An 11,023-nucleotide genomic window follows, 5' to 3' on the forward strand; every position below is an offset into this window, starting at 1 on the left:
CGACGAGGTCGACGTCGTCGGCCGGGAGCCCGACCGCCGTCCGCGCCCACGAGGCCTCGGCGGCCAGCCCTGCGACGACCCGGCAGGTCCGGCGCCACTCGTCGGCGGCGGCCTCCCCACCGGGGCCGGGCACCAGGGCCCGCACCACGTCGGCCACCAGCTCGTCGTCCAGCCGGTGGCGGCCCGGCTGCAGGCAGCGGTACACGGTGTTGAACGCGGGCAGGTCGGCCCGGCCACCCGCCCGCCGGAGCCGCACGATCCTGCGGTGCAGCTCCCGGTACGTCACCCCGGACAGCCGGCGCAGGTCGGCCAGCCGGGTGCCCAGCTCCTCGTAGGTCCGCGCGCCGGTCGGGCGCGGCACGGCCGCCGGCCCGGGAACGCCGTCGAGCAGCACTGACACGATCGTCTCCTCTTCCCCGCGGGTACTTGTCGGCGCGGTCCTGCCGCCGGTGCCGGACGCACGCCGGACGCACGCCGGGGGCGCCCGTCGGAACGGACACCCCCGGCGTTCAGTGCGTCAGGATCTCTCGGTGGTCGGCCTGGAACTCGGCGGTTGGCCCGAAAGTTCAGTGGTTGGCCTGGAACCAGGGCTGTGCCCAGCCGAGGTAGGTGTACCCCCACTCGCTCTCGACCTCGCCGATCGTGGCGGTCGAGATGCGGGCGTACCCGTCGATGTCGTTGGAGACGAAGGTGCCGCCCCCGACCGAGATCATGACGTGCCCGTACTCGCCGCCGCGGAAGAACGCGAGCCCGCCGGCGGGCACGGAGCGGTCACCCGCGTGCTTGTTCCCGGAAGGGATGGCGTTCCAGTGGATGATGGCGCTCCCCGAGCCGCTGTGGTCCCAGCCGTAGGCGTTCGCCACGAACCGGTCGCACAGGCCGCCCCACCCCGAGGCGCCGACCCTGCTCTCGGCCCACGAGACGGCGCCGGCGCAGGTGCGGGGGTTGCCGTACGAGTTCTTGCAGGACTCGCCGCACGGCGACACGTTGTCGGTGGTCAGCCACTGCTCGCCGGAGTTCGGTCCCGACCACTGGAAGAACGCCCGCGCCCGGAAGCTGTGCACACCGGTGGTGCAGCCGTGCTGACCGCTGTCGCCCTCGTCCCGGGTCGCGGCCCAGCCGTCGAAGTCGCTGAGCGACTTGACCGTCACCCACTCGGTGCCGTCGTGCCGCTGGAGCTGGATGTTGTTCACCGCGACGTCGTACGTGCCGTTCTTGTCCTCGATCCCTGCGTGCGCGTAGTAGTTGCCCCCGGACTGCAGCACCCGGATGCACCGGATGACGTCCTCGCCGTAGCACTTGTCCCCCAGCGCCTGCGCCGGCGCGGCGCTGGAGACGACGACCAGGAGGCTCGCCGCGAGGGTCAGGACGAAGACACAGGCTGCGAGAACCCGCGTGCGGGCCCCTCTCACGGCCGCCATCAGAGGCACTCCGAGTCTCGGCTCAGGTTCCTGTCCCCGTAGTACACGGGGTCGGCGTTGACGAACCTGACCCGCACGTCGTTGCCGTTCAGCCGCTGCTCGTAGTGCAGGTGCGCACCCGACGAGTTACCGGTGCTGCCCACCCGGCCGATCGGCGTCCGCACCGTGACGGCGTCGCCCACCGAGACCGCGAAGCTCTGCAGATGGGCGTACAGCGTCTGGTAGCCGCCGTTGTGGGTGATGATCACGTACTTGCCGTAGGAGTTAGGACTCAGGTCGCGCACGGTCGTCACCGTGCCGCCCGCCGACGCGTACACCTGCTGCCCCTCGTCGGGGTTCCGGTTGAAGTCCACGGCGTTGGCCGGGCTGTGACCGGAGCGGGTGCTTCCCGTCCAGGTCTCGCTGCACGGGAACGGGACCTGGAAAGCGCCCGCACAGATCGACACGACGTCGGTCGTGAGCCACTGCTCACCCGAGTCGGGGCCGGACCACTGGAAGAACGCCCGCGCCCGGAAGCTGTGACCACCGCTCGTGCACGAGTGCGATGCGGTGTCGCCCTCGTCTCGGGTCGGGGCCCACCCGTCGAAGTTTCCGTTCTCCTTGACCGTCACCCACGAGGTGCCGTTGTGCCGCTGCAGCTGGATGCTGTTCACCGCGACGTCGTACGCGCCGTTCTCGTCTTCTATCCCGGCGTGCGCGTAGTACGACGTACCGACCTGCTGGACCCGGATGCACCTCTTGACCAGAGTCCCTTGGCAGTTGTCCCCGAGCGCCTGGGCCGACGGCGCCGTCCACGCCACGACCAGGAAGCTCGCCATCAGCGCCAGGACGACCGCGAAGGTCGTGCTGACGCGCCGTCTCGCCAGTTCCATGCTCATTCCTCACTCGATGCGGGGGTATGACACGAGCGAGCCTGGCAATGGCCGCTATGGCGGACCTAGACCGGATCTATGCCGGGGCTGCGCCTCGCGGCTCGTCCAGGTGACTGACGCGGCGATGGTTGTTACCAGCCGGACGGTGACTACTTCTGGATAACCGACGACAGCAGCGACGGGTACAGCACGGGTGTGATCTGGCGGCATCCGAGCACCGGCCGTGAGGGGATCTGCCGCAACAAGGACGGGTTCCTGGCCGGAGGAGTCCGAACCTGCAACAAGGACTTCCCGGAGAACACGAAGATCCGCTTCCGGATCGCCCGCTGTGACGGCGGTGCGCACACGTGCAGGAGCCTGAGCCACTGGGTGAGCAGCTCCGGCACCCATGAGGTGACCACCTGACAGATCCTCGAGAACAGCGGTGCAGGCACCGACATCGGACCTGCACCTTGTCCGGGAGAGCAGAGGGCCCGCGGACCTTACGTCCGCGGGCCTTCCGTCAGTCACAGGACCGGGCTGTCACCAGCCGCGCTCCGCCAGCCGGTGCGGCTCCGGGATCTCGTCGACGTTGATGCCGTGGTCCAAGATTGCAACAGGCCATCGTTTTGCCGCACGACTTGTGGTCGTCTGCCGCACTCCCAATGGTCGCTCTGCCAGGTACGCCTCATCAGGCGTACACATCAGGGTGCGCAGAAGGACAGACTCCATCGCCCGGCCTGCGGGTCGACCGTCACAGGTCCACCACTCGTCGAAGGCCGGCGTCGACGGCATCCATCAGGTTGTCAGGAAGCGCGAATCCGGTGGGTTCGATGTCAGTGCGGTCCACGGTCATCGGCTGGGACACGTTGACGACCGAGTCCTTCGGCAGCCCGGACGCCAAAGCTGGGAGGAACACGTTGCCAGGATGCCGCGCGAGGGCCGTGTTCGAGGTGATCGGCAGGACGACGACGGTGGCGATGCGGGACTTGTTGTACTGATCAGACTGCACGACGACGGCCGGGCGCCGCTTGGCCGGAGCGCTCCCCCGAGGTTCTCCGAAGTCGACCCAGCACACCTCTGCGCGCCGGATCACCACTCGTCCGAGGCCTCGACCATGCGGGCGTTCGCGGTGCGACGGAAGTCGGCAGTGTCGTCGCCGGGCTGCCCGATGGCGTCGATCGCATCGTCGATCTGCTCGGTCAGGTCCGCACCGGTCAGCTCGGCGGCGTAGTGCTCAGCGGCACGCCGATAGAACTCCGACCTCGTCATCCCGTGCTTCTGAGCGATGTGGTCGAAGCGCTCCGCCGTGTGATCCGGGAGGCTGATCGCTGTCTTCATGGATCAATGGTATAACTTTTTCTACCGCCCCGCCAGAGAGGTGCGCGCCACACTGAACGGCGCAGCATGCTCATACTCCGACAACGGCGCCGACACCTGACCTTGATTCAACAGGCGCCAGCCGGCCGTTACCGGACGGGTTATGGCTCCGCCGGGCCTGCTGAACGCGAGTCAGCCAGCCGGGATCTACCGCCCACCATGCGGAGAGGCCCCGCGGACTCGATGTCCGCAGGGCCTCTCCGTCAATCGCTGGAGCGGGCTGTCACCAGCCGCGCTCGGCCAGCCGGTGCGGCTCCGGGATCTCGTCGACGTTGATGCCGACCATCGCCTCGCCGAGACCGCGCGAGACCTTGGCGATCACATCGGCGTCGTCGAAGAACGTCGTGGCCTGGACGATCGCCCTCGCGCGCTGCTCGGGGTTGCCCGACTTGAAGATGCCCGAGCCGACGAACACGCCCTCGGCGCCGAGCTGCATCATCATCGCGGCGTCCGCCGGGGTGGCGATGCCGCCCGCGGTGAACAGCACGACCGGCAGCTTTCCGGTGGTCGCGACCTCCTTGACCAGCTCGTACGGCGCCTGCAGCTCCTTGGCGGCGACGAACAGCTCGTCCTCCGGCAGCGAGGTCAGGCGGCGGATCTGCTGGCGGATCTGACGCATGTGCGTGGTCGCGTTCGACACGTCACCCGTGCCGGCCTCACCCTTCGAGCGGATCATCGCCGCGCCCTCCGTGATGCGGCGCAGCGCCTCACCCAGGTTCGTCGCGCCGCACACGAAGGGAACGGTGAAGTTCCACTTGTCGATGTGGTTCGCGTAGTCCGCGGGGGTCAGCACCTCGGACTCGTCGATGTAGTCGACGCCGAGCGACTGCAGCACCTGCGCCTCGACGAAGTGCCCGATGCGCGCCTTCGCCATCACGGGGATCGAGACGGCCTCGATGATGCCGTCGACCATGTCGGGGTCGCTCATGCGCGACACGCCGCCCTGCGCACGGATGTCCGCCGGCACCCGCTCCAGCGCCATGACGGCCACCGCGCCCGCGTCCTCGGCGATCTTCGCCTGCTCGGGCGTGACGACGTCCATGATGACGCCGCCCTTGAGCATCTCGGCCATGCCGCGCTTCACGCGCGCGGTGCCGACCGTACCCACGGTGTTCTCGCCGGTCACGGATTCAGTCACGGTTACCTCGCAAAGTTCTCGCCGAAGGGATCGACGCCGGTCGTTCCGGGCGCGGTCGGCGCCCTGATTCGATCTTATCGCCCGCCAGGACCCGCCCCGTCCTACCTGTTCGCAGGGCGGTCACCCGCCGTTCGGCTCCAGGGCGTGCGGCAGGGCGTCGTCCAGCTCGACGGTTCGCGGCATCGGCGCCCGGCCCGCCAGGTGGAACAGCCGGACGTACCAGAGCCTGCGCACCCGCCGCGTCTGCGCGACCGCCTCGTTGTGGAACCGGCGGGCCAGCGTCGCGCGGTACCAGGCCGCCGCGAGCGCCGCCACGATCTCGCTCGACGGCCCCGCGAGCAGGAGCTGCGTCGACTCCGGCGAACCCATCGCCTCCCGCAGGGTCGCGGTGAGCCCCGACTCCGCCCGCTCCCGGTCCGGGCCCAGCCCGTCCATCTTCAGCGCGGCGGCGGGCGAGGTGACGGGTCCGGCGTCCGACGCCGTGTACGCGGCGTCCGCCACCAGGATGGCGCTCGCGGGGTCCAGCGCGCCCGACGCCGCGAGCTCGACCGCGCTCGACGCCCGGCGCACGAGCTGCGCGTCGAGCGCGATCCGTGACGCGGCGACCTTCCGGTGCAGCCGGTCCACGCGGTAGGCGCCCCGCCAGGCGAGCAGCAGGCCGACCGCGAGCACTCCGAGGGCGACGAGCGCCATCTCCGACCAGGTCATGCGTCGCCTCCGACCCGGCGTGGGAAGAGTCCCATGATGCGTCCGACGACGTCGCCGCCGATCGCGTTGTCGGCGGCGAGCGTCATGTCGTAGACGGCGAGCACCTGCTCGGTGACGCCGGACCAGTCGAACCGCTGGACCCACTGCGTGGCGTGGGCGCGGTAGGCGTCGCGTCGCGCGGGGTCGGCGAGCAGCGCCAGCACCGTGGCGGCGAGGTCCTCGGGGTCGCCGGTGCGGAAGAGGGCGCCCGCCGCGCCGTCGTCCAGGACGCGCTGGAAGGCGCCGAGGTCGCTGGCGACCACCACTGCCCCTGCGGCCATGGCCTCGACGAGCACGATGCCGAAACTCTCCCCGCCGGTCTGGGGTGCCACGTACAGGTCGGCGGAGGCCAGGAGCTCGGCCTTCTCGGCGTCGGTGACGCCGCCGAGGAACTCGACGGACGAGGCCTGCTCGCCGAGCAGCTCACGGGTCTCGGCGACCATGCCGTCCCCGCGGCCCGCCACCAGGAACCGGGTGCCGGGTCGGCCGGCGAGGATCGTGGGAACGGCCTGCACGAGGAGGTTCAGGCCCTTGCGCGGCTCGTCGAGCCGGCCGAGGAACGCGACGGTCGGGGCGGAGGGCGTGCCGGTCCACTCGGGGCGCCGGGGGCTGCTCGCGAACACCTGCGTGTACACGCCGTTCGGGATGACGACGGCGTCGCCACCGAGGTGGTCCACCAGGGTGCGGCGGGCGTCCTCGGAGACGGCGATCCGGGCGGCTACCTTCTCCAGGGACTGGCGGACCAGCGGATAGGCGACCTGGAGCGCCCGCGAGCGCACCTGCGAGGTGTGGAAGGTCGCGACCACCGGTTCGGTCGCCTGCCACAGCGCGAGCATCGACAGCGACGGCACCATCGGCTCGTGCAGGTGGACGATGTCGAAGGCGTGGCCGTCGATGCCGCCCTCGAGCCAGCGGCGGACCCGGGTGGCGGTCAGCGGCCCGAAGGTGAGCCGGGCGACCGAGCCGTTGTACGGCACGGGGACGGCGCGTCCGGCGGCGGTGACGACGTCGGGCAGCTCCGTGTCGTCGCTGGAGGGGGCCAGCACGGACACCTCGTGGCCCGCGGCCTGCAGCGCCTCGGCGAGGTCGCGCACATGGAACTGGACGCCGCCGGGGGCGTCGAAGGAGTACGGGCAGACGATGCCTATCCGCAGCACGCGGTGGCTGCGGCGTCGGACGCCTCTCATCCGGTCTCCTGGGCGGGGCGGGCTGCGTTCCTGCGGGCGGGTCCGAGGTCGTCGACGAACACGCGCTGCAGCATGTGCCAGTCCTCGGTGTGCTCGACGATCGTCCGCGCGAGCTGGTCCGTCCAGCCCTGCGTGAGCAGGCGGGCCCGCTCGTCGCGGGGCAGCCCGGCGTCCGGCACGGGCAGCGGGGGGTGGAACGTGATGACGATCCCCCACGGCGTGCGGGCGGCCCGGCGCCGGTCGCCGCGCAGCCGCTCGTAGGTGATGCCGACGGCGTGCACGGGGACGCCGGCCTCCAGGCCGAGCAGGGCGGGCCCGGCGGCGACCCGGGCCCGGTGCCCGGCGAGGTCCACCTCGATGCCTGTCGAGGTCAGGTCACGGTCGCTGAGCAGCGGGATGAGCTTGCTGCCCTCCTTGGCGCCGCGGACCAGCGCGCCGAGCACGTCTCCGCTGCCGAGGGCCAGCACGTTGATGCCGAGGGAGCCGCGGAACCGGACGAACTCGTCGAACAGCTCGTCGGGCTTGAGCCGTTCGGCGACGGTGAGCACGTTCGCGAGGTACTGGGAACCGTAGGCCCCGGCCAGGTCCCAGTTGCCGAGGTGGCCCAGCGCCAGGGAGGCAGCTCCCCCGCCGTCGACCACGGGCCGCACGTGCTCGTCGTAGCCCTCGACGCGCACGCGTGCCCTGAGCTGGTCGGGCGTGATGCCCTGGAGGGTGAACGCCTCGCGGAAGTAGCGCATGTAGCTGCGCATCCCGGCGCGGGACAGGCGGCGGACCGCTGCGGCGTCGAGGTCCGGCCGGACGCGGGCATAGTTGGCCTCCATCCGGCGCACGCTCTTGCCGTGCCGCAGCCACGTGACGTCGGCCACCACGGTGAACAGGCCCCGCAGGACGGGCTCCGGGATCTTCGTCGCGTTCCGCCACGCGAACGTGTACGCCGCCGCGACGTTCATCAGGCTTCCTGCCCGGCCCTGCTGGTGAGCTGCGCCCGCACCGTCGCCATCCGCTGGAACACGGTCACGAGGCTCGCGAGCGCCAGCAGCGTCAGGACCACCTCCAGGACCACCACCGGCAGGCCCACCTGGAGGAACGTGAACGGGACGAGCGCTAGCACGAGCCGGTCGGCGCGTTCGGCGATGCCCACCTGGGCGGAGGCGCCGACGCTCTCGGCGCGGGCCCTGGCGTAGGGCACGACGCTCCCGAGCACCAGGCAGGCCAGCGCGACCGCGATGCCCCAGAGGCCGTCGTGCTCCTCGGGGTGCAGCACGAACCAGAGCATGATGCCGCCGAACACGGCGCCGTCGGCCACGCGGTCCAGCGTCGAGTCGAGGAACGCGCCCCATGGACCGGAACGCCCGGACATGCGCGCCATCACGCCGTCGAGCGAGTCGAAGAGGACGAAGAACCCGACCAGGAGGCCGCCGACGAGCGTGTGCCCCAGGGGGAACAGCGTCAGTGAGATCGCCGAGACGATCAGCGTGCCAGCGATGGTCACGGCGTCCGGTGAGACCCGCAGCGCGAGCAGCAGCCGGGCCAGGGGCGTGAACACCGTTGTCATCAGGGAGCGCAGGCTCCGTAGCATTCAGTTCTCCTCTTGGTTGCCGCCCCCTGCGGTCACCCACGCCTCCGCGAGCCGGCGGCGAGTTACTCCCAGCAGCTCGGGCAACGCCTTGGTCTGCCCGACCACGGGCAGGAAGTTCGCGTCACCCAGCCAGCGAGGCACCACGTGCTGGTGCAGGTGCGCCGCGATGCCCGCGCCCGCCACCTCGCCCTGGTTGACACCAAGATTGAAGCCTGCCGGCGCGTAGACGGCGCGCGACACGCGCATGGCCTGCTGAGTCATCTGCGCCAGCTCGACGGTCTCGGCCGCGTCGAGGTCCGTGTAGTCCGAGACGTGCCGGTACGGCAGCACCATCAGGTGCCCCGAGTTGTACGGGTAGAGGTTCAGCACCACGTAGCACCGCTGCCCGCGGGCGACGACGAGACCCTGCTCGTCGTCGCCCTGCGGGATGCGGCAGAACGGGCACTGCCCGGCCGTCGAGTCGGCCGGCTTGTCCTGGCCGCCGATGTAGACCATGCGGTGCGGCGTCCACAGCCGTTCGTACCCGTCGTCGGGCGGGCCGAAGTCCGCGGCGTCCTGGACCGTGGGTTCCATCAGGCCTGCTGCGACCGCTCGGCCACGGCCGCCACGATGCGCTCGACCGCGTCCGCCACGGGCACGCCGTTCTCCTGCGTGCCGTCGCGGAACCGGAACGAGACGGCGCCGGCCTCTGCGTCCTCGCCGCCGGCGATGAGCGTGAAGGGCACCTTCTCCTTGGACGCGTTGCGGATCTTCTTGGCGAACCGGTCGTCCGACAGGTCGATCTCGACGCGGATGCCGCGCGCCGTGAGCTGCGCGGCGACGTCCTTCACGTAGTCGTCGAACGCCTCGGCGACGGGGACCAGCTTGACCTGCACGGGCGCGAGCCAGGCCGGGAAGGCGCCGGCGTAGTGCTCGATGAGCACACCCATGAACCGCTCGATGGAGCCGAACTTGGCCGAGTGGATCATGACCGGCTGCTGGCGCGTGCCGTCCGCGGCCGTGTACTCCAGCCCGAAGCCCTTGGGCTGGTTGAAGTCGTACTGCACGGTGCCCATCTGCCAGGTGCGGCCGATGGCGTCCTTGGCCTGCACGGAGATCTTCGGGCCGTAGAACGCGGCGCCGCCCGGGTCGGCGACGAGCTCCAGGCCGGTCTCGCGGCCCACCTCCTCGAGGATCTTCGTGGCGGCGGCCCAGTCCTCGTCGGAGCCGACGAACTTGTCCGGCTTGGAGTCGTCCCGGGTGGACAGCTCCAGGTAGAAGTCGTCCAGGCCGAAGTCGCGCAGCACGCTCAGCATGAAGTCCAGCAGGTGCTTGACCTCCGACGGCGCCTGCTCGGGCGTCACGTAGGAGTGCGAGTCGTCCTGGGTCAGGCCGCGCACGCGCGTCAGACCCTGCACCACACCCGACTTCTCGTACCGGTACACCGACCCGAACTCGAACAGTCGCAGCGGCAGCTCGCGGTACGAACGCCCGCGCGAGGCGAAGATCAGGTTGTGCATCGGGCAGTTCATGGCCTTGAGCCGGTACTTGGACCCCTCGAGGTCCATCTCCGGGAACATCGTGTCGGAGTAGTACGGCAGGTGCCCCGAGGTGTGGAACAGCCCGTCCTTGGTGATGTGCGGCGTGCCGACGTAGGAGAAGCCCTCCTCGATGTGGCGCTGGCGGACGTAGTCCTCCATGACCCGCTTGATCACGCCACCGCGGGGGTGGAACAGCGGCAGGCCCGAGCCGACCTCGTCGGAGAAGCTGAACAGGTCCATCTCGGCGCCGATGCGGCGGTGGTCACGGCGCTCGGCCTCGGCGAGCCGCTCCAGGTGCGCCTTGAGCTCGTCCTTGGAGGGCCAGGCGGTGCCGTAGACGCGCTGCAGCATCGGGTTCTTCTCGCTGCCGCGCCAGTAGGCGGCCGCCGAGCGCATGAGCTGTACGCCGTTGCCGATCAGGCGGGTGTTCGGCAGGTGCGGCCCGCGGCACAGGTCGCTCCAGACCACGGTCTCGGTCTCGCGGCCAGCGCCCCGGACGTTGTCGTAGATCGTGAGCTCGGCGCCGCCCACCTCGACGGCCTCACCGTTCTCACCGGCACCGTCGTCGCTCGACCCGCCCTTGAGGCCGATCAGCTCCAGCTTGTACGGCTCGTTCGCCAGCTCCGCACGGGCCTCGTCCTCGGTGACGACCCGGCGGCGGAAGGTCTGGCCCTCCTTGATGATGCGGGCCATGATCTTGTCGAGGTTCTTGAGGTCCTCGGGCGTGAACGGCGTCTCGACGTCGAAGTCGTAGTAGAAGCCGTCGGTCACGGGCGGGCCGATGCCCAGCTTCGCGTCCGGGTTGACCTGCTGCACCGCCTGGGCGAGCACGTGCGCGGCGCTGTGCCGCAGCACGGCCAGGCCGTCCGGCTCGCCGACGGTCACGGGCTCGACCTTGTGACCCGCCGGGATCTCCCGGTCGAGGTCCCACAGCTCGCCGTCCACCCGGACCACGACGACGTCGCGGCGTGTGCCGTACAGCTCGGCACCGGTGGTCGTCGCGGTGGTCGTCGTCGCCTCCGTGAGGTTCTCAGCCGGGGTGTGGTCGGCGGGGGCAGGCGGCGAAACGACGTCGGACAGCCCTTGGTGCGCGCCTTGGCGGCGCCGCTGAACGGGCCGGTCTGCTTCGCGGTGTCGCGGGCGCGGACCGTGTACGAGTAGTCGGTGCCGGGCGCGAGGCCGTGGTCGGTGAAGGTG

The 11,023-nt window shown here is 70.6% G+C and carries 13 protein-coding genes; 1 reads left to right on the forward strand and 12 read right to left on the reverse strand.

The features are described 5' to 3' along the window. The 3 genes from ACFWE2_RS21240 to ACFWE2_RS21250 all read right to left on the reverse strand — a co-directional run. On the reverse strand, nucleotides 1-400 hold a 400-nt coding region (locus ACFWE2_RS21240; protein ID WP_377226201.1), incomplete at its 3' end, for a hypothetical protein. Nucleotides 401-566: 166 nt separating this feature from the next. Continuing rightward, nucleotides 567-1,421: a hypothetical protein gene (locus tag ACFWE2_RS21245; RefSeq protein ID WP_377226202.1), complete on the reverse strand. Its 855-nt coding sequence runs from the start codon at nucleotides 1,419-1,421 to the stop codon at nucleotides 567-569. Further along, nucleotides 1,421-2,293, reverse strand: a complete 873-nt coding sequence (locus ACFWE2_RS21250; protein ID WP_377226203.1) for a M23 family metallopeptidase — start codon at nucleotides 2,291-2,293, stop codon at nucleotides 1,421-1,423. Before ACFWE2_RS21250 ends, ACFWE2_RS21245 begins: the two co-directional genes overlap by 1 nt. 195 nt (nucleotides 2,294-2,488) lie before the next feature. On the opposite strand from ACFWE2_RS21250, the gene ACFWE2_RS21255 reads away from it, so the two are divergent. Continuing rightward, nucleotides 2,489-2,698 (forward strand): hypothetical protein, encoded by a 210-nt coding sequence (locus ACFWE2_RS21255; RefSeq protein WP_377226204.1) that lies wholly within the window; start codon nucleotides 2,489-2,491, stop codon nucleotides 2,696-2,698. Between the two features lie 328 nt (nucleotides 2,699-3,026). On the opposite strand, the gene ACFWE2_RS21260 is transcribed toward ACFWE2_RS21255, so the two are convergent. The 9 genes from ACFWE2_RS21260 to thrS form a co-directional block, all read right to left on the reverse strand. Further along, nucleotides 3,027-3,371: a type II toxin-antitoxin system PemK/MazF family toxin gene (locus ACFWE2_RS21260; RefSeq protein WP_253871116.1), complete on the reverse strand. Its 345-nt coding sequence runs from the start codon at nucleotides 3,369-3,371 to the stop codon at nucleotides 3,027-3,029. Next, the gene (locus tag ACFWE2_RS21265; protein ID WP_377226205.1) at nucleotides 3,365-3,613 is read right to left on the reverse strand and encodes a CopG family ribbon-helix-helix protein; all 249 of its coding nucleotides are present in this window, start codon (nucleotides 3,611-3,613) and stop codon (nucleotides 3,365-3,367) included. Before ACFWE2_RS21265 ends, ACFWE2_RS21260 begins: the two co-directional genes overlap by 7 nt. A 262-nt stretch (nucleotides 3,614-3,875) precedes the next feature. Beyond that, complete coding sequence (gene pdxS / locus ACFWE2_RS21270) at nucleotides 3,876-4,790, reverse strand: pyridoxal 5'-phosphate synthase lyase subunit PdxS (RefSeq protein ID WP_377226206.1); 915 nt, start codon at nucleotides 4,788-4,790, stop codon at nucleotides 3,876-3,878. A gap of 120 nt (nucleotides 4,791-4,910) precedes the next feature. Then, the gene (locus tag ACFWE2_RS21275) at nucleotides 4,911-5,498 is read right to left on the reverse strand and encodes a hypothetical protein (protein WP_377226207.1); all 588 of its coding nucleotides are present in this window, start codon (nucleotides 5,496-5,498) and stop codon (nucleotides 4,911-4,913) included. Continuing rightward, nucleotides 5,495-6,691 (reverse strand): glycosyltransferase family 4 protein, encoded by a 1,197-nt coding sequence (locus ACFWE2_RS21280; RefSeq protein ID WP_377226211.1) that lies wholly within the window; start codon nucleotides 6,689-6,691, stop codon nucleotides 5,495-5,497. The genes ACFWE2_RS21275 and ACFWE2_RS21280 overlap by 4 nt, the downstream gene beginning before the upstream one ends. Nucleotides 6,692-6,720: 29 nt before the next feature. Beyond that, nucleotides 6,721-7,677: a phosphatidylinositol mannoside acyltransferase gene (locus ACFWE2_RS21285; RefSeq protein ID WP_377226208.1), complete on the reverse strand. Its 957-nt coding sequence runs from the start codon at nucleotides 7,675-7,677 to the stop codon at nucleotides 6,721-6,723. Next, nucleotides 7,677-8,306, reverse strand: coding sequence for a phosphatidylinositol phosphate synthase (pgsA, locus tag ACFWE2_RS21290; RefSeq protein WP_377226209.1), 630 nt, complete (start codon nucleotides 8,304-8,306; stop codon nucleotides 7,677-7,679). Before pgsA ends, ACFWE2_RS21285 begins: the two co-directional genes overlap by 1 nt. Further along, the gene (locus tag ACFWE2_RS21295) at nucleotides 8,307-8,879 is read right to left on the reverse strand and encodes an HIT family protein (protein ID WP_377226210.1); all 573 of its coding nucleotides are present in this window, start codon (nucleotides 8,877-8,879) and stop codon (nucleotides 8,307-8,309) included. Beyond that, on the reverse strand, nucleotides 8,879-10,906 hold the full coding sequence (gene thrS, locus ACFWE2_RS21300) for a threonine--tRNA ligase (RefSeq protein WP_377226212.1): 2,028 nt from the start codon (nucleotides 10,904-10,906) through the stop codon (nucleotides 8,879-8,881). The genes ACFWE2_RS21295 and thrS overlap by 1 nt, the downstream gene beginning before the upstream one ends. Nucleotides 10,907-11,023: the final 117 nt, after the last annotated feature.

This window comes from Promicromonospora sp. NPDC060271 (assembly GCF_042726755.1).
Lineage (GTDB): Bacteria > Actinomycetota > Actinomycetes > Actinomycetales > Cellulomonadaceae > Promicromonospora.

Coding starts and splice junctions, on each gene's coding strand:
- ACFWE2_RS21285 (WP_377226208.1), bottom strand. CDS start 7,677: ATGAACGTCGCGGCGGCGTACACGTTCGCGTGGCGGAACGCGACGAAG.
- pgsA (WP_377226209.1), bottom strand. CDS start 8,306: ATGCTACGGAGCCTGCGCTCCCTGATGACAACGGTGTTCACGCCCCTG.
- ACFWE2_RS21250 (WP_377226203.1), bottom strand. CDS start 2,293: ATGGAACTGGCGAGACGGCGCGTCAGCACGACCTTCGCGGTCGTCCTG.
- ACFWE2_RS21245 (WP_377226202.1), bottom strand. CDS start 1,421: ATGGCGGCCGTGAGAGGGGCCCGCACGCGGGTTCTCGCAGCCTGTGTC.
- ACFWE2_RS21265 (WP_377226205.1), bottom strand. CDS start 3,613: ATGAAGACAGCGATCAGCCTCCCGGATCACACGGCGGAGCGCTTCGAC.
- ACFWE2_RS21275 (WP_377226207.1), bottom strand. CDS start 5,498: ATGACCTGGTCGGAGATGGCGCTCGTCGCCCTCGGAGTGCTCGCGGTC.
- ACFWE2_RS21295 (WP_377226210.1), bottom strand. CDS start 8,879: ATGGAACCCACGGTCCAGGACGCCGCGGACTTCGGCCCGCCCGACGAC.